Origin of the sequence: Klebsiella sp. CN_Kp073, assembly GCF_040065495.2 — a bacterium.
GTDB classification, from domain to species: Bacteria; Pseudomonadota; Gammaproteobacteria; order Enterobacterales; family Enterobacteriaceae; genus Klebsiella; species Klebsiella aerogenes.
The window spans coordinates 4,243,249-4,265,759 of record NZ_CM198051.1 but is presented as its reverse complement, the minus strand read 5'-3'; the positions used below and the strand labels follow the sequence as shown (position 1 = coordinate 4,265,759).

Here is a 22,511-nt window from a genome sequence, read left to right as displayed (position 1 = left end):
TTCTTTCCATTCACTTAAAAAAAATACGTTACCCTTTATCGTTTGGATTGAGGGCCTCTGTCAACCGTTGTTGCACTTCTTGTTGCAGCTCATTATTAAGGGCACGCCGGTCGGCGGTGGCGATTATAAATAAATCTTCTACTCGCTCACCAATTGTCGTAATTCGCGCTCCGTGAAGCGATATTCCGAGGTCGGCGAACACCTGACCGACGCGGGCGAGCAGCCCCGGCTGATCGAGCGCAATGAGCTCAAGAAATGATTTCCGGTCGGTGTGGGTCGGCAGGAAATTCACCTCAGTAGCGACAGAAAAGTGACGCAGTTTCGCCGCCTGACGACGCGGGGCCGGCGGCTCCCAGCTGCGCTGCGTTATCGTCTGCTCCAGACCGTGGCGAATAGCCTCGTGGCGATCGGCGGAAAGCGGGCTGCCGTCGGGTTCAAGGACGATAAAGGTATCCATCGCCATGCCGTCGCGGGTAGTAAATATCTGCGCATCATGAACGCTGAGGTTGCGGCGGTCCAGTTCGCCGCAGACGGCGGCGAACAGGTAAGGGCGGTCCGGGCTCCAGATGAAGATCTCGGTGCCGCCGCGGGTGGCCCGCGAACTCAGCAGGATCATCGGTTTACTGAGATCGTGTTTCAGCAGGTTGCGGGCGTGCCAGGCGAGCTGATTCGGCGTATGCCGCACAAAGTAGTTCGCCCGGCAGCGGTTCCAGATCTGATGCAGCGCCTCTTCATTGATATTGTCCATGCGCAACAGCGCCAGCGCCTGCAGCTGATGGTGGCGTACGCGTTCGCGCATATCCGGCGTGCTCTGCATACCGCGACGCAGCTGTTTTTCGGTGGCGAAATAGAGCTCGCGTAGCAGGCTTTGCTTCCAGCTATTCCACAGCGTTTCGTTGGTGGCGCAGATATCGGCGACGGTCAGGCATACCAGATAGCGCAGGCGATTTTCCGTCTGTACCTCTTCGGCGAACTGTTTAATTACCTCCGGGTCCTGAATGTCGCGGCGCTGGGCGGTTACCGACATCAATAGATGCTGGCGTACCAGCCAGGCGACCAGCTGCGTCTCACGCGAATTGAGCCCGTGGAGCTCGGCGAATTTCAGCACGTCTTCGGCGCCGAGAATCGAATGGTCGCCGCCGCGGCCTTTAGCGATATCGTGAAACAGGGCGGCGATGAGGATAAGTTCAGGATGGGCCAGCCGCGGCCACAGCTCAACGCACAACGGATGGCGGCTGCGGGTCTCTTCTTTCGCGAAGCTTTCCAGTTTTAACAAGACGCGTATGGTGTGTTCGTCGACGGTATAGGCGTGAAACAGGTCGAACTGCATCTGACCGACAATATGCGACCACTGCGGCATATAGGCCCACAGCACGCTGTGGCGATGCATCGGCAGCAGACCACGACTCACCGCGCCCTGATGACGGAGCATGCTGAGGAAGAGGGTTCGTGCCTCCGGGATATAGCACAGCGGCTGCGTTAGGTGGCGGCGCGCGTGGCGCAGGTGGCGCAGGGTGGTGGAGTAAATACCGGTGATGCTGCTGTTACGCACCATGATAAAGAACATCCGCAGAATCGCCTGCGGCTCGCGAATAAACAGGGTGTCGTCGCGCAGGTCTATCAGAGTACCGCGCAGTTGGAAATCATCATCAATAGGCCGCGGCTTTTCATTCTCGGTGAGAGCGAGGATCGCCTCATCAAACAGCTGCAGCAGCATATTGTTGAGTTCGCTTACCCGACGGGTAACGCGGAAGAAATCCTTCATCATATGTTCGATCGGCTGATTGCCTTCGCCTTCATAGCCGAGGCGATGGGCGACATTCAGCTGACGATCGAAAAGCAGGCGGTTATCGTAGCGATTCACTTCAAGATGCAGGGCAAAACGGATGCGCCAGAGCTGGTGCAGGCACTCGTTAAGCTCGTTGCGCTCGGCTTCGGTGAGGAAGCCGAAACCGACCATTTCATCAAGCGAGGTTGCGCCGAAGTGGCGGCGAGCCACCCACTGCAGGGTATGTATATCGCGCAGGCCGCCGGGGCTGCTTTTGACGTCCGGCTCCAGGTTGTAACTGGTGCCGTGGTAGCGCTGGTGGCGGACATTCTGCTCTTCAACCTTGGCGGCGAAGAACTTCTCCGACGGCCAGAAGCCGTCGCTAAAAATATGTTTTTGCAGTTCAAGGAACAGCGCGACGTCGCCGATCAGCAGGCGGGATTCGATTAAGTTGGTGGCGACGGTGAGATCCGAAAGCCCTTCTAGCAGACACTCTTCGAGGGTGCGCACGCTATGGCCCACCTCCAGCTTGACGTCCCACAATAGCGTCAGCAGTTCGCCGACCTTTTGCGCCTGCTCGTCCGGCAGCTTTTTACGGCTCAGAATCAGCAGGTCGACGTCGGAGAGCGGGTGCAGCTCGCCGCGCCCATAGCCGCCGACGGCTACCAGCGCCATATCGCTCTGCGCGCCAAAACCGTAGTCGACCCACAGCCGCTGCAGCAACTGGTCGATAAACTCGGTGCGCGCCGCTATCAGCCGTTCCGCGGCGATACCGCGATCGAAAGCCTCGCCCAGCCAGCGTTGGAAGGTATCGAGATGCGTCTTGATGGCGGCACAGTTCAGATCGCCCTGCGGCCAGCTCACGGGATGTTCCGGCGGGATGGGCAGAAGAGGGGAGGCTGTGTCAGGTAAAGAGTTGCTCATCGCGTCACCATAAGAAAAAACTATCTAATAAAAAAGCCGGCGGGCGCCGGCTTTTCATTATGCTTCGTGCGAGATTATCGCCGGGATGGTGTCATCCTTGCGTAGCGTCAGAATTTCGCAGCCGTTATCAGTTACCACAATAGTATGCTCATACTGCGCAGACAAGCTACGGTCTTTGGTTTTCACCGTCCAGCCGTCCTTCATGCTGCGGATCTCTTTCTTACCGGCGTTGACCATCGGTTCGATAGTGAAGGTCATACCCGGCTTGAGCACCACGTCGGTTTCCGGCGAATCATAGTGCAGTACCTGTGGTTCCTCGTGGAAGCCGCGGCCGATACCGTGGCCACAGTATTCACGTACCACGGAGAAACCTTCCGCTTCGACGAATTTCTGGATCGCCGCGCCGATCGCACGCAGGTTAATCCCCGGCTTGACCATCTTCAGCGCCAGATAGAGGCTTTCCTGGGTGATGCGGCACAGGCGCTCGCCGAGGATAGTCGGTTTGCCGACGATGAACATTTTTGAGGTATCGCCGTGGAATTCATCTTTAATCACGGTCACGTCGATATTGACGATGTCGCCGTCTTTCAGCAGTTTGCCGTCATCCGGGATGCCGTGGCACACCACTTCATTAATAGAGATACAGACCGATTTCGGGAAGCCGTGATAGCCGAGGCAGGCGGAGACCGCTTTCTGTTCATTAACAATGTAGTCGTTGCAGATGCGATCCAGTTCGCCGGTGCTGACGCCCGGTTTAACGTAGGGTTCGATCATTTCCAGCACTTCGGCGGCCAGGCGGCCGGCAACGCGCATTTTTTCGATGTCTTCAGATGTCTTGATAGAGATAGCCATGGAATATGTCCAGCAGTGTCGATTTTTTCGACAATAATAGATTAAGTCCTGTCAATGGTAACAGTCCGGGTACGCTGGTGCCAAATTGAGAATCATTAACAGCACGCGACGTCAACAAGAGTTGGTGTCTGGCCAGGTTTTGTGGTATAAAGCGCGCCGGACTTCCGTTCCATCTCAGATACACAAGGATGGACGTAAGCGACATACTCATATTGTGTAAATAACACACACGTATCGGCACATATTCCGGGGTGCCCTTTGGGGTCGGTAATATGGGATACGTGGAGGCATAACCCCAATTTAATCTATAGAGGTTTTAAACATGGCAACTGTTTCCATGCGCGACATGCTCAAGGCTGGTGTTCACTTCGGTCACCAGACCCGTTACTGGAACCCGAAAATGAAGCCTTTCATCTTCGGCGCGCGTAACAAAGTTCACATCATCAACCTTGAGAAAACTGTACCGATGTTCAACGAAGCTCTGGCTGAGCTGAACAAAATCTCTGCCCGTAAAGGCAAGATCCTGTTCGTTGGTACTAAGCGCGCTGCAAGCGAAGCGGTAAAAGAAGCTGCTAACAGCTGCGACCAGTTCTTCGTGAACCATCGCTGGCTGGGCGGTATGCTGACTAACTGGAAAACCGTTCGTCAGTCCATCAAACGTCTGAAAGACCTGGAAACTCAGTCCCAGGACGGTACTTTCGAGAAGCTGACCAAGAAAGAAGCGCTGATGCGCACTCGTGAGCTGGACAAGCTGGAAAACAGCCTGGGCGGTATCAAAGACATGGGCGGCCTGCCGGACGCACTGTTCGTTATCGACGCTGACCACGAGCACATCGCTATCAAAGAAGCAAACAACCTGGGTATCCCGGTATTTGCTATCGTTGATACCAACTCTGATCCGGACGGCGTAGACTTCGTTATCCCGGGTAACGACGATGCAATCCGCGCAGTTAGCCTGTACCTGGGCGCTGTTGCTGCTACCGTTCGTGAAGGTCGCTCTCAGGACCTGGCTTCTCAGGCGGAAGAAAGCTTCGTAGAAGCTGAATAATAAGGTTTAAGCCCTTATTAGTACCGTGTATGAATAGGGGCCAATTTTAGGCCCCTTTTTTCAATTTATGCTGTTTGGCCGCAGGCCGGGCAGTTTCCACATCTCCCGAGGATTTTAGAATGGCTGAAATTACCGCTTCCCTGGTAAAAGAGCTGCGCGAACGTACTGGCGCAGGCATGATGGATTGCAAAAAAGCACTGACTGAAGCTAATGGCGACATCGAGCTGGCAATCGAAAACATGCGTAAATCCGGCGCGATCAAAGCGGCGAAAAAAGCAGGCAACGTTGCTGCTGACGGCGTGATCAAAACCAAAATCGACGGCAACTACGGTTACATTCTGGAAGTTAACTGCCAGACTGACTTCGTTGCTAAAGATGGTGGTTTCCAGGCATTTGCTGACAAAGTACTGGACGCCGCTGTTGCTGGTAAAATCTCCGACGTTGAAGTTCTGAAAGCGCAGTTCGAAGAAGAACGTGTTGCCCTGGTTGCTAAAATCGGCGAGAACATCAACATCCGTCGTATCGCTATCCTGGAAGGCGACGTTCTGGGCAGCTACCAGCACGGTGCTCGCATCGGCGTTCTGGTTGCCGCTAAAGGCGCTGACGAAGAGCTGGTTAAGCAGCTGGCAATGCACGTTGCTGCAAGCAAGCCGGAATTCGTTAAGCCGGAAGACGTTTCTGCTGAAGTAGTAGAAAAAGAGTACCAGGTTCAGCTGGACATCGCGATGCAGTCCGGTAAGCCGAAAGAAATCGCAGAGAAAATGGTTGAAGGCCGCATGAAGAAATTCACCGGCGAAGTTTCTCTGACTGGTCAGCCTTTCGTTATGGAACCGAGCAAATCTGTTGGTCAGCTGCTGAAAGAGCACAACGCCGACGTTACTGGCTTCATCCGCTTTGAAGTGGGCGAAGGCATTGAGAAAGTTGAGACTGACTTTGCAGCAGAAGTTGCTGCGATGTCCAAGCAGTCTTAATTTTTAAAAAAAGGAGCCGCCTGAGGGCGGCTTCTTTTTGCGCCTCTCTTGTAAAATCAGCCAATCGCTTATAGTGACTGCGCTGAACGATGACATACAATGTCGTCAGAATTAACTCATCTCAATCGTTGACAGTCTCAGGAAAGAAACATGGCTACCAATGCAAAACCCGTCTACAAACGTATTCTGCTGAAGTTAAGTGGCGAAGCTCTGCAGGGTTCAGAAGGCTTCGGTATTGATGCAAGCATACTTGACCGTATGGCTCAGGAAATCAAAGAACTGGTTGAACTGGGTATTCAGGTTGGCGTAGTGATTGGTGGCGGTAACCTGTTCCGTGGTGCTGGTCTGGCGAAAGCGGGTATGAACCGCGTTGTGGGCGACCACATGGGCATGCTGGCAACGGTCATGAACGGCCTGGCAATGCGTGATGCGCTCCATCGCGCCTATGTGAACGCTCGCCTGATGTCCGCAATCCCGCTGAACGGCGTGTGCGACAACTACAGCTGGGCGGAGGCGATTAGCCTGCTGCGTAACAATCGCGTGGTGATCCTCTCCGCGGGTACCGGCAACCCATTCTTTACCACCGACTCCGCAGCCTGCCTGCGCGGTATTGAAATCGAAGCCGACGTGGTACTGAAAGCGACCAAGGTTGACGGTGTGTTTACCGCTGACCCGGCGAAAGATCCTTCCGCTACCATGTACGATCAGCTCACCTACAGCGAAGTGCTGGATAAAGAGCTGAAAGTGATGGATCTTGCCGCCTTTACCCTGGCGCGCGACCACAAACTGCCGATTCGCGTATTTAACATGAACAAGCCAGGCGCGCTGCGTCGCGTGGTCATGGGCGAAAAAGAAGGCACGTTGATTACGGAATAATTCCCGTCGGCGCTAATTCCGGGTAATATTCCGCTTTACTTTAGCGGGGAAGTTGCCCGGTTAATAGAATTAATCCGGACTATACTTAGCTCACTTTTGCAGTGGGCGACCGTGTGGTCTGTCTGAGACAAGTTTTCAAGGATTCGTAACGTGATTAGCGATATCAGAAAAGATGCTGAAGTACGCATGGAAAAATGCGTAGAAGCATTCAAAAACCAAATCAGCAAAATTCGCACGGGCCGTGCTTCTCCAAGCCTGCTGGATGGCATCATCGTGGAATACTACGGCACGCCGACCCCGCTGCGCCAGCTGGCAAGCGTTACGGTAGAAGATTCCCGTACGCTGAAAATCAACGTCTTCGACCGCTCCATGAGCCCGGCCGTTGAAAAAGCGATTATGGCGTCTGACCTGGGTCTGAACCCGAGCTCTGCGGGTAGCGATATCCGCGTTCCGCTGCCGCCGCTGACTGAAGAACGTCGTAAAGATCTGACTAAGATCGTGCGTGGCGAAGCTGAGCAGGCGCGTGTTGCCGTGCGTAACGTTCGTCGTGACGCGAACGACAAAGTTAAAGCTCTGCTCAAAGAGAAAGAGATCAGCGAAGATGACGATCGCCGTTCTCAGGACGACGTGCAGAAAATGACTGACGCCGCCATTAAGAAAGTTGATGCGGCGCTGGCAGAGAAAGAAGCGGAACTGATGCAGTTCTGATTTTCTGCCGCTACGCAGGCCCAGGGCATTCGGGGCTGCGTAAAGTCTGAAACGCCGTACAGAAGACCGTACGCTCAATATTTGGGATTGCGTTAAAATAGCTGGCCTTGTAGCCTTCCGGTTTATACCGAAGGTCATTCGCCGCCGTTTTAGCCCTGAGAATTGATGCGTAAAGGGCTTGCTGGCGGCGTTTTGCTTTTTATCCTGTCACAATTCTTCTGGACGTCTCATGAAGCAATTAACCGTTCTCGGTTCGACCGGTTCAATCGGCTGCAGCACGCTGGACGTGGTGCGCCATAATCCCGAAAGCTTTTCCGTCGCCGCGCTGGTCGCGGGGAAAAATGTCGACCGTATGGTTGAACAATGTCTGGAATTTTCCCCCCGATTCGCGGTGATGGATGACGCGCAAAGCGCTGAGCGTTTACGTACGCTGCTGCGCGAACAGGGCTGCCGCACGGAAGTGCTGAGCGGCAAGCAGGCGGCGGCCGACGTCGCGGCGCTGGATGAGGTCGATCAGGTGATGGCGGCCATCGTTGGCGCGGCAGGCCTGGCGCCGACGCTGGCGGCAATTCGCGCCGGCAAAACGGTATTGCTGGCGAACAAAGAGTCTCTGGTGACCTGCGGCCGCCTGTTTATGGATGCGGTTCAGCAGTATGGCGCTCGCCTGTTGCCGGTTGATAGCGAACATAACGCGATTTTTCAGAGTATGCCGGAAACAATTCAAAATCATCTGGGATACGCTGACCTGACGCAGAACGGCGTCTCGTCGATTCTGCTGACCGGTTCCGGTGGTCCTTTCCGGGAAACGGCGATTTCAGAGCTGGCGGCAATGACGCCGGATCAGGCTTGCCGCCATCCGAACTGGTCAATGGGACGCAAAATTTCCGTTGATTCCGCCACGATGATGAATAAAGGGCTGGAGTATATCGAAGCCCGCTGGCTGTTTAATGCTTCTGCTCGGCAGATGGAAGTCATAATTCATCCGCAATCGGTGATTCACTCCATGGTTCGCTATCAAGACGGCAGCGTGCTGGCGCAATTGGGCGAGCCGGATATGCGCACGCCGATCGCCCATACCATGGGCTGGCCGCAGCGCCTGAACTCTGGCGTTAAACCGCTGGATTTCTGCCAGTTGAGCAACCTGAGCTTCTCGGCGCCGGATTACGATCGCTATCCGTGCCTCAAGCTGGCGATGGACGCTTTTGATGTCGGCCAGGCGGCGACGACGGCGTTGAATGCCGCTAACGAAGTCTCAGTGGCGGCGTTTCTGAATAGTGAAATCCGCTTTACCGATATTGCGGCGGTGAACCAGGCAGTGCTGGATAGTATGGCGCTCAATGAACCGCAAAGTATTGATGAAGTGGTTGCAATTGATGCCGAAGCGCGCGTCGCCGCACAGCGACAACTTCGATAACACATGGCGCAGGGGAGCCCCTACAACGCGTTGTGATATTTGTGGGCGCTGGGCTTCAGTGATATAGTCTGCGCCACCCGATCGTTGCATTTTGTTGTGAAAGATTACGGTGGCCGTGGCAAGACACGGCTTTTTTGCGTAAAGCTTTTGGTTGTTCTCTGCGATTGGCTGTAGCTCCGGCGCCGGATAAAAATGCGTATTCAGCGCTGCCCGGCGGCGTGTGTGATGTGGCTTAGCTAATCCTTATTATGGACTTAAAACGCGTTATGTTGTCTGCTAATCAAACTGTCAGCAAAATGTCGCCTGCACATGGTTGTCGCCATGTCGCCATTATCATGGACGGCAACGGTCGTTGGGCGAAACAACAAGGTAAAATTCGCGCCTTTGGCCATAAAGCTGGAGCGAAATCTGTTCGTCGCGCGGTCTCCTTCGCGGCGAATAATGGTATTGAAGCATTAACGCTTTACGCATTCAGTAGTGAAAACTGGAACCGTCCGGCGCAGGAAGTGAGCGCGCTGATGGAACTGTTTGTCTGGGCGCTGGATAGCGAAGTCAAAAGCCTGCATCGTCACAATGTCCGCCTGCGGATTATCGGCGAGACGACGCGCTTTAATGCCCGGCTGCAGGAGCGTATCCGTAAGGCGGAAGCGCTAACGGCAAACAATACCGGGTTAACGCTGAATATCGCCGCTAATTACGGCGGCCGCTGGGATATTGTCCAGGGCGCGCGTCAACTGGCCGAACAGGTACAAAACGGGTTGTTAAAACCTGAAGAGATCACGGAAGAGATGCTTAGCCAGCGGGTGTGTATGCATGAACTGGCTCCCGTTGATTTAGTTATTAGGACCGGGGGAGAGCACCGAATAAGTAACTTTTTGATTTGGCAAATTGCCTATGCCGAACTTTACTTTACGGATGTTCTTTGGCCCGATTTTGCTGAACAGGACTTTGAAGGTGCACTCCATGCATTCGTTAGTCGAGAGCGTCGTTTTGGCGGCACAGAAGAGCCGGGTGGCAGTCATGCCTGATGGGGGTCACTTTTGCTGAAGTATCGCCTGATTTCCGCTTTCGTTTTAATTCCCGTCGTTATTGCGGCGCTTTTTCTATTGCCGCCCGCGGGTTTTGCCATCGTCACCCTGGTCGTTTGTATGCTCGCCGCGTGGGAGTGGGGGCAATTAAGCGGTTTTACCTCAACGACGCAGCGCGTGTGGCTTGCGGTGCTTTGCGGCCTGCTGCTGGCGCTGATGCTCTTTATGTTGCCTGAATACCACTATGACGCGCATCAACCGATGGTTGAAGGATCGTTATGGGCCTCATTTGGCTGGTGGATTGTCGCGCTGTTGCTGGTGCTCTCTTATCCGGCCTCGGCGGCGCTGTGGCGTCATTCCAAAGCGTTACGTCTGATCTTCGGCCTGCTGACTATCGTCCCGTTTTTCTGGGGCATGCTGGCGCTGCGCGCATGGCATTATGCCGATAACCACTACAGCGGCGCGGTGTGGCTACTGTACGTCATGATTCTGGTGTGGGGCGCGGATTCCGGCGCCTACATGTTTGGTAAAATGTTCGGTAAGCATAAGCTGGCGCCGAAGGTTTCTCCGGGTAAAACCTGGCAGGGTTTCTTCGGCGGCCTGTTGACGGCAGCTGTTATCTCCTGGGCTTATGGCGTGTGGGCTCATCTGGATGTCACCCCAACCGTGTTGCTGATCTGCTCGGTGGTGGCGGCGCTGGCTTCAGTGCTGGGTGATTTGACGGAAAGTATGTTTAAGCGTGAAGCCGGCATCAAGGATAGCGGGCATCTGATCCCTGGACATGGCGGTATTTTAGACCGTATCGACAGCCTGACGGCTGCGGTACCGGTGTTCGCTTGTCTGCTGTTGTTAGTCTTCAGGACGATTTGACGGAAGGTTTTATGCTGAGCGTTCTCTGGAATTTGGCCGCTTTTATTATTGCGCTTGGCGTACTGATCACCGTGCACGAGTTCGGCCATTTCTGGGTGGCTCGTCGCTGCGGCGTGCGCGTTGAACGATTCTCCATTGGTTTTGGTAAAGCGCTGTGGCGCCGCGTGGATAAGCAGGGGACCGAGTTTGTTATCGCGCTGATCCCGCTCGGCGGTTATGTGAAGATGCTCGACGAACGCGTCGAACCGGTGGCGCCGGAAATGCGTCACTACGCTTTCAATAATAAAACCGTCGGTCAGCGCGCGGCCATCATCGCCGCAGGCCCTATTGCCAACTTCATTTTTGCCATCTTTGCCTACTGGCTGGTGTTTATCATCGGCGTCCCTGGCGTGCGTCCGGTTGTTGATGAAATATCGCCCAATTCCATCGCTGCGCAAGCACAAATTGCAAAAGGAATGGAACTTAAAGCGATAGATGGCATCGAAACGCCTGATTGGGATGCAGTACGTATGGCGTTAGTCGCGAAGATTGGCGACCAACAAACAATACTTACCGTCGCCCCTTTCGGGACGAACCAACGTCAGGATAAAATCCTCGATCTGCGGCACTGGGCGTTTGAGCCGGATAAGCAAGATCCGGTGGCCTCGTTAGGCATCAAGCCGCGTAGCGCGCAGATTGATACCGCGCTGGCTGAGGTTCAATCTCAGTCGGCCGCGCAGAAAGCAGGTTTGCAAGCGGGAGACAGGATCGTTAAAGTCGATGGTCAACCGTTAACGCAGTGGATGACGTTTGTTAATCTGGTGCGTGATAATCCGGGCAAGGCGCTGGCTCTGGAGGTCGACAGACAAGGTACGCCGCTGTCGTTGACCCTGACTCCGGATACGAAGTCGGTGAAAGGCAAGGCTGAAGGGTTTGCAGGGGTAGTGCCAAAAGTTATCCCGCTACCTGATGAATACAAGACAGTGCGTCAGTACGGGCCGTTTGCCGCCATCGCCGAAGCCACGGATAAAACCTGGCAACTGATGTCGTTAACGGTCAGGATGCTGGGCAAATTGATAACCGGTGATGTCAAACTGAACAACCTCAGTGGGCCGATTTCTATCGCTCAGGGGGCTGGAATGTCAGCGGAATTTGGGTTGATTTACTATCTGATGTTCCTTGCGCTGATTAGCGTGAACCTTGGAATAATCAACTTGTTCCCGTTACCCGTCCTCGACGGGGGGCATCTGCTGTTTTTGGCGATTGAAAAGCTGAAGGGCGGGCCGGTATCCGAGCGAGTTCAAGACTTTAGTTATCGCATTGGCTCAATACTGCTGGTGCTGTTAATGGGGCTTGCACTTTTCAATGATTTCTCTCGGTTGTAAGAGAGTTTGTTAGGAAGAACGCATAATAACGATGGCGATGAAAAAGTTGCTCATAGCGTCGCTGCTGTTTAGCAGCGCGACTGTATACGGTGCTGAAGGGTTCGTGGTGAAGGACATTCATTTCGAAGGCTTGCAGCGTGTCGCTGTTGGTGCGGCCCTCCTCAGCATGCCAGTGCGTCCTGGCGATACGGTGACCGATGATGATATCAGTAACACCATTCGCGCTCTGTTTGCCACTGGCAACTTTGAGGACGTCCGCGTCCTGCGCGATGGTGATACCCTGCTGGTGCAGGTGAAAGAGCGCCCAACAATTGCGAGCATTACCTTCTCCGGCAACAAGTCGGTGAAGGATGACATGCTCAAGCAAAACCTTGAGGCATCCGGCGTTCGCGTTGGGGAATCTCTCGATCGCACCAAGCTTGCCGATATCGAAAAAGGGCTGGAAGATTTCTACTACAGCGTCGGTAAATATAGCGCCAGCGTAAAAGCTGTCGTGACGCCGTTGCCACGTAACCGCGTCGACCTGAAACTGGTGTTCCAGGAAGGCGTCTCGGCGAAAATCCAGCAGATTAACATTGTCGGTAACCACGCGTTCACCACTGACGAACTGATCTCTCACTTCCAACTGCGCGATGAAGTGCCGTGGTGGAACGTGGTCGGCGATCGCAAATACCAGAAACAGAAACTGGCGGGCGACCTTGAAACCCTGCGCAGCTACTATCTGGATCGCGGTTACGCGCGTTTCAACATCGATTCGACGCAGGTTAGCCTGACGCCGGACAAGAAAGGCATCTACATCACCGTTAACATCACCGAAGGCGAGCAGTACAAGCTCTCCGGCGTGCAGATAACGGGCGATCTGGCGGGCCATTCTGCGGAAATCGAATCGCTGACCAAAATTGAGCCGGGCGAGCTGTATAACGGCACCAAAGTGACCAAAATGGAGAATGACATTAAGAAACTCCTCGGTCGCTATGGTTACGCTTATCCGCGCGTCCAGTCGCAGCCGGAAATCAACGACACGGATAAAACCGTGAAGCTGCACATTAACGTTGATGCTGGTAACCGTTACTACGTGCGTAAAATTCGCTTCGAAGGTAACGACACCTCCAAAGATTCCGTTCTGCGCCGCGAAATGCGCCAGATGGAAGGGGCGTGGCTGGGCAGCGACCTGGTTGACCAGGGTAAAGACCGTCTTAACCGTTTAGGTTATTTCGAAACCGTCGATACCGATACCCAGCGCGTGCCGGGTAGCCCGGATCAGGTCGATGTCGTTTACAAGGTGAAAGAGCGTAACACCGGTAGCCTGAACTTCGGTATCGGTTACGGTACCGAAAGCGGCGTCAGCTTCCAGGCGGGCGTACAGCAGGATAACTGGTTAGGTACCGGCTACTCCGTCGGCATCAACGGGACCAAGAACGACTACCAGACCTACGCTGAACTGTCGGTCACCAACCCGTACTTCACCGTAGACGGCGTGAGCCTCGGCGGCCGCCTCTTCTATAACGACTTTGATGCGAATGACGCGGATCTGTCTGACTATACCAACAAAAGCTATGGTACAGACGTCACCCTCGGCTTCCCGATCAACGAATACAACTCGCTGCGCGCAGGCTTAGGTTACGTTCATAACTCCCTGTCCAACATGCAGCCGCAGGTGGCGATGGATCGTTACCTTGACTCTGTAGGTTCAGACAGCACCGGCAGCTTTACCGCGAATGACTTCACCTTTAACTACGGCTGGACCTATAACAAGCTGGACCGTGGTTACTTCCCGACGGAAGGTTCGCGCGTCAACCTGAACGGCAAAGTGACCATTCCGGGGTCTGACAACGAATACTACAAAGCGACGTTGGATACCGCGACGTACGTGCCGATCGATGACGATCACCAGTGGGTTGTGCTGGGACGTACCCGACTGGGTTATGGCGACGGTATCGGCAGCAAAGAGATGCCGTTCTATGAGAACTTCTACGCCGGTGGTTCAAGTACCGTGCGTGGCTTCCAGTCGAACACCATCGGTCCGAAAGCGGTCTATAAATCCGGGGCTTATGCCGGAGATAATAACGACTACGAAGAATGTTCCAACTCTGACGGTTCATACTGTAAATCAGACGATGCGGTCGGCGGTAACGCCATGGCGGTCGCCAGTCTTGAGCTGATTACCCCGACGCCGTTTATCAGTGATAAATACGCGAACTCGGTACGTACCTCCATTTTCTGGGATATGGGTACCGTATGGGATACAAACTGGGAAAATACTGCGGCGACTCGAGCAGCAGGCGTGCCTGACTACAGCGATCCGAACAACATTCGTATGTCTGCGGGTATCGCGGTACAGTGGATGTCGCCGTTGGGGCCGTTGGTCTTCTCCTACGCCCAACCGTTTAAAAAGTACGATGGAGACAAAGCCGAGCAGTTCCAGTTTAACATTGGTAAAACCTGGTAATTGTTGGCAACAACGGAATGTAAGTGCAGTATAGCGCTGACTGTAGGCGATAGCGGATGCTATCGCCTGGCCACGCAAATAACGGTACCCCTGGGTACTCATGGGATGGTAAGGAGTCAATTGTGAAAAAGTGGTTATTAGCTGCAGGTCTGGGTTTAGCAATGGTAACTTCCGCTCAGGCGGCAGATAAAATTGCAATGGTTAACATGAACAACCTGTTCCAACAGGTAGCCCAGAAAACTGGCGTTTCCAACACGCTGGAAAACGAGTTCAAAGGTCGCGCTAGCGAACTGCAGCGTATGGAAGGCGATCTGCAGTCCAAAATGCAGCGTCTGCAGTCTATGAAACCGGGCGCAGATCGTAGCAAGCTGGAAAAAGACGTGATGTCTCAGCGTCAGTCCTTCGCGCAGAAAGCACAGGCTTTTGAGCAGGATCGCGCACGTCGTTCCAACGAAGAACGTGGCAAACTGGTTACCCGTATCCAGACCGCCGTTCAGAGCGTAGCGAAAGATCAGAGCATCGATCTGGTTGTTGACTCTAATGCCGTGGCATACAACAGCAGCGATGTTAAAGACATTACCGCTGATGTACTGAAACAGGTTAAATAAGTAATGCCTTCAATTCGACTGGCTGACTTAGCACAGCAGTTGGATGCAGAGTTACACGGTGATGGCGATATCGTCATCACCGGCGTTGCGTCCATGCAGAGCGCTAAAGCAGGCCAAATTACTTTCATGGTAAATCCTAAATACCGTGAACACCTGGCCGCTTGCCAGGCCTCCGCCGTTGTGATGACGCCGGACGATTTACCCTTTGCCCATAGCGCCGCGCTGGTAGTGCGTAATCCCTACCTGACCTACGCGCGCATGGCTCAAATTTTAGATACCACGCCGCAGCCGGCGAAAGACATCGCGCCAAGCGCGGTGATCGATCCCACGGCGAAGCTGGGTAACAACGTCTCCGTTGGCGCGAACGCCGTTATCGAATCCGGCGTGGTGCTGGGCGATAACGTGGTTATCGGCGCGGGCTGCTTCGTTGGCAAAAATAGTAAAATCGGCGCCGGCTCGCGTTTGTGGGCTAACGTTGCTGTTTACCATGAGATTGAGATCGGTGAAAATTGCCTGATCCAGTCCAGTACGGTGATCGGCGCGGACGGTTTCGGTTACGCTAACGATCGCGGTAACTGGGTGAAGATCCCGCAGCTTGGTCGCGTTATTATTGGCGATCGCGTGGAGATCGGCGCCTGTACCACTATCGATCGCGGCGCGCTGGACGATACCGTGATCGGTAACGGCGTTATCATTGATAACCAGTGTCAGATTGCGCATAACGTGGTGATTGGCGACAATACCGCCGTCGCTGGCGGCGTGATTATGGCCGGCAGCCTGAAAATTGGCCGTTACTGCATGATTGGCGGCGCCAGCGTGATTAACGGCCATATGGAAATCTGCGATAAAGTCACCGTTACCGGGATGGGGATGGTTATGCGTCCTATCTCTGAACCTGGCGTCTATTCCTCAGGTATTCCGCTACAGCCGAACAAGGCGTGGCGTAAAACCGCGGCGCTGGTGATGAATATTGACGAGATGAGCAAGCGCCTGAAAGCCGTTGAGCGCAAGGTTAATCAACAAGACTAATTTCTCATTTGGTCACGTACATTCCCGGCCTGTTGCATTCGTTAATAAGATTGCCGCAGGCCGTGTTATTATTGCCTTTTAGTATATTTAGACAGGAAGAGTATTTTGACTACTGACACTCATACTCTGCACATTGAAGAGATTCTGGAACTTCTGCCTCACCGTTACCCGTTCCTGCTGGTAGACCGCGTGCTGGATTTTGAAGAAGGTCGTTTTCTGCGCGCAGTAAAAAATGTTTCCGTAAACGAGCCGTTTTTCCAGGGGCATTTCCCTGGTAAGCCGATTTTACCTGGCGTTCTGATTCTGGAAGCGATGGCGCAGGCCACCGGTATTCTGGCATTTAAAAGCGTTGGAAAACTTGAGCCGGGCGAGCTGTACTACTTCGCGGGTATCGATGAAGCGCGTTTCAAACGTCCGGTAGTACCAGGCGATCAGATGATTATGGAAGTCACTTTCGAGAAAACCCGCCGCGGCCTGACCCGTTTCAAAGGCGTTGCGCTGGTTGACGGTAAAGTGGTTTGCGAAGCGACGATGATGTGTGCGCGTAGCCGGGAGGCCTGATACGTGATTGATAAAACCGCCTTTATTCATCCTACCGCCATTGTAGAAGAAGGCGCCGTTATTGGCGCTAACGTTCACATTGGTCCGTTTTGTATCGTGGGCGCCAACGTCGAAATTGGCGAGGGCACCGTACTGAAGTCTCATGTCGTTGTGAATGGCCACACTAAAATTGGTCGCGACAATGAGATCTATCAGTTCGCTTCTATCGGCGAAGTCAACCAGGATCTGAAATATGCTGGCGAGCCGACCCGAGTGGAAATTGGCGATCGCAACCGCATTCGCGAAAGCGTGACCATTCATCGCGGTACAGTACAGGGCGGTGGATTAACGAAGGTGGGCAGCGATAACCTGCTGATGATCAACGCCCACGTGGCGCATGATTGCACGCTTGGCGACCGCTGTATTCTGGCCAACAACGCGACGCTGGCCGGTCACGTATCTCTGGATGATTTCGTCATCATCGGCGGCATGACTGCAGTACATCAGTTCTGCATCATCGGCGCGCACGTAATGGTTGGCGGCTGCTCCGGCGTCGCTCAGGACGTTCCGCCGTTCGTGATTGCCCAGGGCAACCACGCCACGCCGTTTGGCGTCAATATCGAAGGGCTGAAACGCCGCGGCTTTAGCCGTGAAGCGATTACCGCGATTCGTAACGCCTATAAACTGCTGTACCGCAGCGGCAAAACGCTGGACGAAGCCAAACCGGAAATTGCCGAACTGGCGGCTCAGCACCCTGAAGTTCAGCCGTTTGTCGATTTCTTCGCCCGTTCAACTCGCGGCTTGATTCGTTAATGGCCGAACAGCGTCCCCTGACGATTGCCCTGGTCGCCGGAGAAACTTCCGGCGATATTCTTGGCGCTGGTCTCATTCGCGCCCTCAAAGCTCGCATCCCTGATGCGCGCTTTGTCGGCGTGGCGGGGCCGCTGATGCAGGCGGAAGGATGCGAAGCCTGGTACGAAATGGAAGAGCTGGCGGTGATGGGCATTGTTGAAGTGCTTGGTCGCCTGCGCCGCTTACTGCATATTCGCGCCGATTTAACGCGCCGCTTCGGCGAGCTGCGTCCCGATGTCTTCGTTGGCATCGACGCCCCTGATTTCAATATTACCCTCGAAGGTAATCTGAAAAAGAAGGGCATCAAAACCATTCATTACGTCAGCCCGTCCGTCTGGGCATGGCGACAAAAACGCGTTTTCAAAATTGGCAGATCCACCGATCTGGTCCTGGCATTCCTGCCTTTCGAAAAAGCGTTTTACGACAGATTTAACGTTCCCTGCCGCTTTATCGGCCATACCATGGCGGATGCGATGCCGCTGGATCCTGATAAAGGCGCGGCGCGCGATCGTCTGGGCATCCCGCATGATGTTCACTGTCTGGCTTTACTGCCCGGTAGCCGCGGCGCGGAGGTCGAAATGCTCAGCGCCGACTTCCTGAAAACCGCGCAGCTTCTGCGTAACACCTATCCCGACCTGCAGGTCGTGGTGCCGCTGGTCAACGCCAAACGGCGGGAACAGTTTGAGCGAATTAAAGCTGAAACGGCGCCCGACATGACGGTGCATATGCTGGATGGTCAGGCGCGCGATGCGATGATCGCCAGCGATGCCGCGCTGCTGGCCTCGGGGACGGCGGCGCTGGAGTGCATGCTGGCGAAATGCCCGATGGTCGTTGGCTACCGCATGAAGCCGTTTACCTTCTGGCTGGCGAAGCGGCTGGTGAAAACCGATTATGTCTCCTTGCCAAATCTGCTGGCCGGGCGCGAGCTGGTGAAAGAGCTGCTGCAGGATGAATGCGAGCCGCAGGCGCTGGCCGCCGCGTTGAAGCCGCTGCTGGCCGACGGCAAAACCAGCCACGATATGCATGATACTTTCCGCGCGCTGCATCAGCAGATCCGCTGCAACGCGGATGAGCAGGCGGCGGACGCAGTACTGGAGTTAGCAAAATGATGGAGTTCGTCTATCCACATACCCATCTGGTCGCCGGCGTCGATGAGGTTGGCCGTGGGCCGCTGGTCGGCGCAGTGGTCACTGCGGCGGTGATCCTTGATCCGCGCAAGCCGATTGTTGGGCTGAATGACTCAAAGAAATTGAGCGAAAAGCGCCGCCTGGCGCTGTTCGATGAAATCAAAGACAAAGCGCTATGCTGGAGCCTGGGCCGCGCCGAGCCGCATGAAATCGACGAGCTGAACATCCTGCATGCCACGATGCTGGCAATGCAGCGCGCCGTCGCTGGCCTGAGTATTACCCCCGAGTTCGTGCTTATCGATGGCAATCGCTGTCCATCGCTACCGATGCCGTCGCAGGCGGTAGTGAAAGGCGATAGCCGGGTGGCGGAAATCAGCGCAGCGTCTATTCTGGCTAAAGTCACACGCGACGCCGAAATGGCTACGCTGGATATCGCATTTCCGCAATACGGCTTTGCCCAGCACAAAGGCTATCCTACCGTTGTACATCTGCAAAAGCTGCAGGAACACGGCGCAACAGAGCACCACCGGCGTAGCTTCGGCCCGGTGAAACGCGCGCTGGGTCTGGCGTCCAACTAAGTCACTGGGATCTAAAGATGTCTGAACCACGTTTCGTACACCTGCGGGTGCACAGCGACTATTCCATGATCGATGGGCTGGCGAAAACCGGGCCGCTGGTGAAAAAGGCGGCCGCTTTGGGCATGCCTGCGCTGGCGATCACCGATTTTACCAACCTCTGCGGTCTGGTTAAGTTCTACGGAACGGGCCATGGCGCCGGGATTAAGCCCATTGTCGGCGCTGACTTCCATGTTCAGTGCGATCTGCTGGGCGATGAATTCACCGAACTGACGGTTTTAGCGGCCAACAATACCGGCTATCAGAATCTGACTCTGCTCATTTCTCGCGCCTATCAGCGCGGCTATGGCGCGCTGGGGCCGTGGATCGATCGCGACTGGCTGGTTGAGCATCAGGAAGGGCTGATTCTGCTGTCCGGCGGCCGTAAAGGCGATGTTGGCGTCAGCCTGATCCGCGGAAATATGCCGCTGGTCGAGCAGTGTCTCGCCTTCTATGAACAACATTTCCCGGATCGCTACTATCTGGAGCTGATCCGTACCGGTCGTCAGGACGAAGAAAGCTATCTTCACGCCGCGGTTCAACTGGCGGAGGAGCATGGTTTGCCGGTAGTGGCGACCAACGATGTGCGTTTCCTGGAAACCGGCGACTTCGACGCCCATGAAATTCGCGTCGCCATTCACGATGGCTTCACCCTCGACGATCCGAAGCGACCGCGCAACTATTCGCCGCAGCAATATATGCGTAGCGAAGAGGAGATGTGCGAGCTATTTGCCGATATCCCGGAAGCGCTGGAAAACACCGTTGAGATCGCCAAACGCTGCAACGTTACCGTGCGCCTTGGCGAATACTTCCTGCCGCAGTTCCCGACCGGCGACATGACCACCGAAGACTTCCTGGTAATGAAGTCGAAAGAGGGGCTGGAGGAACGTCTCGAATTCCTGTTCCCGGATCCCGAAGAGCGCGCTAAGCGTCGCCCGGAATATGACCAACGTCTGGATGTCGAACTGCAGGTTATCAACCAGATGGGGTTCCCGGGCTACTTCCTGATCGTCATGGAATTTATCCAGTGGTCGAAGGATAACGGCGTGCCGGTAGGGCCGGGACGTGGTTCCGGCGCCGGCTCGCTGGTGGCCTACGCGCTGAAAATTACCGACCTTGACCCGCTGGAGTTTGACCTGCTGTTCGAACGTTTCCTTAACCCGGAACGTGTGTCGATGCCCGACTTCGACGTCGACTTCTGCATGGAGAAACGCGACCAGGTTATTGAGCACGTTGCGGATATGTATGGCCGCGACGCGGTATCGCAGATCATCACCTTCGGTACCATGGCGGCGAAGGCGGTTATTCGCGACGTGGGCCGCGTGCTGGGTCACCCGTACGGCTTTGTTGACCGTATCTCCAAGCTGGTGCCGCCGGATCCTGGCATGACGCTGGCGAAAGCCTTTGAAGCGGAACCACAGCTGCCGGAAATCTACGAAGCGGACGAAGAAGTTAAAGCGCTGATTGATATGGCGCGTAAGCTGGAAGGCGTGACGCGTAACGCCGGTAAGCATGCGGGCGGCGTGGTTATCGCGCCGACCAAAATCACCGATTTCGCGCCGCTGTACTGCGATGAGCAGGGGCTACACCCGGTTACCCAGTTTGATAAGAACGACGTCGAATACGCCGGGCTGGTAAAATTCGACTTCCTCGGCCTGCGTACGCTGACCATCATCAACTGGGCGCTGGAGATGATCAACAAGCGGCGGGCGAAGAACGGCGAAGGGCCGCTGGACATCGCCGCGATCCCGCTGGATGACAAGAAAAGCTTCGACATGCTGCAGCGCTCGGAAACCACCGCGGTCTTCCAGCTTGAATCGCGCGGCATGAAAGATCTGATTAAGCGTCTGCAGCCTGACTGCTTCGAAGATATGATCGCGCTGGTGGCGCTGTTCCGTCCGGGCCCGCTGCAGTCGGGGATGGTAGATAACTTTATCGACCGTAAGCACGGCCGTGAAGAGATTTCCTACCCGGACGTCCAGTGGCAGCATGAATGTCTGAAACCTGTACTGGAGCCGACTTACGGCATCATCCTGTACCAGGAACAGGTCATGCAGATAGCCCAGGAGCTCTCCGGTTATACCCTCGGTGGCGCGGATATGCTGCGTCGTGCGATGGGTAAGAAAAAGCCGGAAGAGATGGCCAAGCAGCGCGGCACCTTCGAAGAAGGGGCGAAAAAGCGCGGCGTTGATGGCGAACTGGCGATGAAAATCTTTGACCTGGTGGAAAAATTCGCCGGTTACGGATTTAACAAGTCCCACTCCGCCGCCTATGCGCTGGTCTCCTACCAGACGCTGTGGCTGAAGGCGCACTATCCGGCCGAGTTTATGGCGGCGGTGATGACCGCCGATATGGACAACACCGAGAAGGTGGTGGGTCTGGTCGATGAATGCTGGCGCATGGGCCTGAAAATCCTGCCGCCGGACATTAACTCCGGCCTGTATCATTTCCACGTCAATGATGACGGGGAAATCGTGTATGGTATCGGCGCCATTAAAGGTGTCGGCGAAGGCCCGATTGAAGCGATCATTGAAGCACGTAACAATGGCGGCTATTTCCGCGAGCTGTTTGATCTGTGCGCCCGTACCGATATTAAAAAACTCAATCGCCGGGTACTGGAAAAGCTGATTATGTCCGGGGCGTTCGACCGCCTCGGCCCGCATCGCGCGGCGCTGATGAACTCGCTCAACGATGCGCTGAAAGCCGCCGATCAGCACGCCAAAGCCGAAGCCATCGGCCAGGCGGATATGTTCGGCGTGCTGGCGGAAGAGCCGGAACAAATTGAGCAATCCTACGCCAGCTGCCAGCCGTGGCCGGAGCAGGTGGTGCTGGATGGTGAAAGGGAAACGCTGGGGCTGTATCTGACCGGCCACCCGATTAACCAATACCTGAAAGAGATCGAACGCTACGTTGGCGGCGTGAGACTCAAAGACATGCACCCGACCGATCGTGGTAAAGTGACCACGGCGGCGGGTCTGGTTATTGCTGCGCGGGTAATGGTCACCAAGCGCGGCAATCGTATCGGCATCTGTACGCTGGATGACCGTTCCGGGCGTCTGGAGGTGATGTTATTCACCGACGCGCTGGATAAATACCAGCAGTTGCTGGAAAAAGACCGCATACTTATCGTCAGCGGACAGGTCAGCTTTGATGACTTCAGCGGGGGCCTTAAAATGACCGCCCGTGAAGTCATGGATATTGACGAAGCCCGGGAAAAATATGCTCGCGGGCTTGCTATCTCGCTGACGGACAGGCAAATTGATGACCAGCTTTTAAACCGACTCCGTCAGTCTCTGGAACCCCACCGTTCGGGAACCATTCCAGTACACCTCTATTATCAGAGGGCGGATGCGCGCGCGCGGTTGCGTTTTGGCGCAACATGGCGCGTCTCTCCGAGCGATCGTTTACTCAACGATCTGCGTGGCCTTATCGGCTCGGAGCAGGTGGAACTGGAGTTTGACTAATACAG

General features: G+C 55.0%; 18 protein-coding genes. 16 read left to right on the top strand and 2 right to left on the bottom strand.

What is annotated here, in order from left to right; all coding sequences use genetic code 11:
• Positions 1-28: 28 nt before the first annotated feature.
• Positions 29-2,632 carry a bifunctional uridylyltransferase/uridylyl-removing protein GlnD gene (glnD, locus tag ABLV66_RS20665; RefSeq protein ID WP_242436986.1) on the bottom strand — a complete coding sequence of 868 codons (2,604 nt, stop codon included), beginning with the start codon at positions 2,630-2,632 and terminating at the stop codon, positions 29-31.
• 117 nt (positions 2,633-2,749) lie between these two features.
• A complete protein-coding gene (gene map, locus ABLV66_RS20660; RefSeq protein WP_045390135.1) occupies positions 2,750-3,544 on the bottom strand; it encodes a type I methionyl aminopeptidase in 795 nt (264 codons plus the stop codon).
• A gap of 322 nt (positions 3,545-3,866) precedes the next feature.
• Between map and rpsB the strand changes: the two genes are divergently transcribed.
• The 16 genes from rpsB to dnaE all read left to right on the top strand — a co-directional run bounded on the left by rpsB (position 3,867) and on the right by dnaE (position 22,506).
• Positions 3,867-4,592: a 30S ribosomal protein S2 gene (rpsB, locus tag ABLV66_RS20655; RefSeq protein WP_004858107.1), complete on the top strand. Its 726-nt coding sequence runs from the start codon at positions 3,867-3,869 to the stop codon at positions 4,590-4,592.
• A 119-nt stretch (positions 4,593-4,711) separates the two neighbouring features.
• The gene (gene tsf, locus ABLV66_RS20650; protein WP_015368168.1) at positions 4,712-5,563 is read left to right on the top strand and encodes a translation elongation factor Ts; all 852 of its coding nucleotides are present in this window, start codon (positions 4,712-4,714) and stop codon (positions 5,561-5,563) included.
• A gap of 150 nt (positions 5,564-5,713) precedes the next feature.
• Positions 5,714-6,439, top strand: coding sequence for a UMP kinase (pyrH, locus tag ABLV66_RS20645; RefSeq protein WP_004098747.1), 726 nt, complete (start codon positions 5,714-5,716; stop codon positions 6,437-6,439).
• Between the two features lie 150 nt (positions 6,440-6,589).
• Entirely contained in the window at positions 6,590-7,147 is a 558-nt protein-coding gene (gene frr, locus ABLV66_RS20640) for a ribosome recycling factor (protein WP_015368165.1), read from the top strand.
• Between the two features lie 229 nt (positions 7,148-7,376).
• Positions 7,377-8,561 (top strand): 1-deoxy-D-xylulose-5-phosphate reductoisomerase, encoded by a 1,185-nt coding sequence (gene ispC, locus ABLV66_RS20635; protein WP_045390136.1) that lies wholly within the window; start codon positions 7,377-7,379, stop codon positions 8,559-8,561.
• 266 nt (positions 8,562-8,827) lie between these two features.
• Positions 8,828-9,589, top strand: coding sequence for a (2E,6E)-farnesyl-diphosphate-specific ditrans,polycis-undecaprenyl-diphosphate synthase (gene ispU, locus ABLV66_RS20630; protein ID WP_045390181.1), 762 nt, complete (start codon positions 8,828-8,830; stop codon positions 9,587-9,589).
• A gap of 12 nt (positions 9,590-9,601) precedes the next feature.
• Entirely contained in the window at positions 9,602-10,459 is an 858-nt protein-coding gene (cdsA, locus tag ABLV66_RS20625; protein WP_045390139.1) for a phosphatidate cytidylyltransferase, read from the top strand.
• Between the two features lie 11 nt (positions 10,460-10,470).
• Positions 10,471-11,823, top strand: coding sequence for a sigma E protease regulator RseP (gene rseP, locus ABLV66_RS20620; RefSeq protein ID WP_045390141.1), 1,353 nt, complete (start codon positions 10,471-10,473; stop codon positions 11,821-11,823).
• Between the two features lie 31 nt (positions 11,824-11,854).
• A complete protein-coding gene (bamA, locus tag ABLV66_RS20615; RefSeq protein ID WP_045390143.1) occupies positions 11,855-14,272 on the top strand; it encodes an outer membrane protein assembly factor BamA in 2,418 nt (805 codons plus the stop codon).
• A gap of 122 nt (positions 14,273-14,394) precedes the next feature.
• Positions 14,395-14,880 (top strand): molecular chaperone Skp, encoded by a 486-nt coding sequence (gene skp, locus ABLV66_RS20610; protein ID WP_045390145.1) that lies wholly within the window; start codon positions 14,395-14,397, stop codon positions 14,878-14,880.
• A gap of 3 nt (positions 14,881-14,883) precedes the next feature.
• A complete protein-coding gene (gene lpxD / locus ABLV66_RS20605) occupies positions 14,884-15,909 on the top strand; it encodes a UDP-3-O-(3-hydroxymyristoyl)glucosamine N-acyltransferase (protein ID WP_045390147.1) in 1,026 nt (341 codons plus the stop codon).
• A gap of 105 nt (positions 15,910-16,014) precedes the next feature.
• Positions 16,015-16,470, top strand: a complete 456-nt coding sequence (fabZ, locus tag ABLV66_RS20600; protein ID WP_004145858.1) for a 3-hydroxyacyl-ACP dehydratase FabZ — start codon at positions 16,015-16,017, stop codon at positions 16,468-16,470.
• Positions 16,471-16,473: 3 nt separating this feature from the next.
• A complete protein-coding gene (gene lpxA, locus ABLV66_RS20595) occupies positions 16,474-17,262 on the top strand; it encodes an acyl-ACP--UDP-N-acetylglucosamine O-acyltransferase (RefSeq protein ID WP_015368155.1) in 789 nt (262 codons plus the stop codon).
• A complete protein-coding gene (gene lpxB / locus ABLV66_RS20590; RefSeq protein ID WP_047046994.1) occupies positions 17,262-18,410 on the top strand; it encodes a lipid-A-disaccharide synthase in 1,149 nt (382 codons plus the stop codon). Before lpxA ends, lpxB begins: the two co-directional genes overlap by 1 nt.
• On the top strand, positions 18,407-19,006 hold the full coding sequence (gene rnhB, locus ABLV66_RS20585; protein ID WP_015368153.1) for a ribonuclease HII: 600 nt from the start codon (positions 18,407-18,409) through the stop codon (positions 19,004-19,006). Before lpxB ends, rnhB begins: the two co-directional genes overlap by 4 nt.
• 17 nt (positions 19,007-19,023) lie before the next feature.
• A complete protein-coding gene (gene dnaE / locus ABLV66_RS20580; RefSeq protein ID WP_045390151.1) occupies positions 19,024-22,506 on the top strand; it encodes a DNA polymerase III subunit alpha in 3,483 nt (1,160 codons plus the stop codon).
• Positions 22,507-22,511 lie beyond the last annotated feature (5 nt).

Coding starts and splice junctions, on each gene's coding strand:
- rpsB (WP_004858107.1), top strand. CDS start 3,867: ATGGCAACTGTTTCCATGCGCGACATGCTCAAGGCTGGTGTTCACTTC.
- tsf (WP_015368168.1), top strand. CDS start 4,712: ATGGCTGAAATTACCGCTTCCCTGGTAAAAGAGCTGCGCGAACGTACT.
- rseP (WP_045390141.1), top strand. CDS start 10,471: ATGCTGAGCGTTCTCTGGAATTTGGCCGCTTTTATTATTGCGCTTGGC.
- lpxD (WP_045390147.1), top strand. CDS start 14,884: ATGCCTTCAATTCGACTGGCTGACTTAGCACAGCAGTTGGATGCAGAG.
- rnhB (WP_015368153.1), top strand. CDS start 18,407: ATGATGGAGTTCGTCTATCCACATACCCATCTGGTCGCCGGCGTCGAT.
- dnaE (WP_045390151.1), top strand. CDS start 19,024: ATGTCTGAACCACGTTTCGTACACCTGCGGGTGCACAGCGACTATTCC.
- map (WP_045390135.1), bottom strand. CDS start 3,544: ATGGCTATCTCTATCAAGACATCTGAAGACATCGAAAAAATGCGCGTT.
- ispC (WP_045390136.1), top strand. CDS start 7,377: ATGAAGCAATTAACCGTTCTCGGTTCGACCGGTTCAATCGGCTGCAGC.
- lpxB (WP_047046994.1), top strand. CDS start 17,262: ATGGCCGAACAGCGTCCCCTGACGATTGCCCTGGTCGCCGGAGAAACT.
- ispU (WP_045390181.1), top strand. CDS start 8,828: ATGTTGTCTGCTAATCAAACTGTCAGCAAAATGTCGCCTGCACATGGT.
- pyrH (WP_004098747.1), top strand. CDS start 5,714: ATGGCTACCAATGCAAAACCCGTCTACAAACGTATTCTGCTGAAGTTA.
- bamA (WP_045390143.1), top strand. CDS start 11,855: ATGGCGATGAAAAAGTTGCTCATAGCGTCGCTGCTGTTTAGCAGCGCG.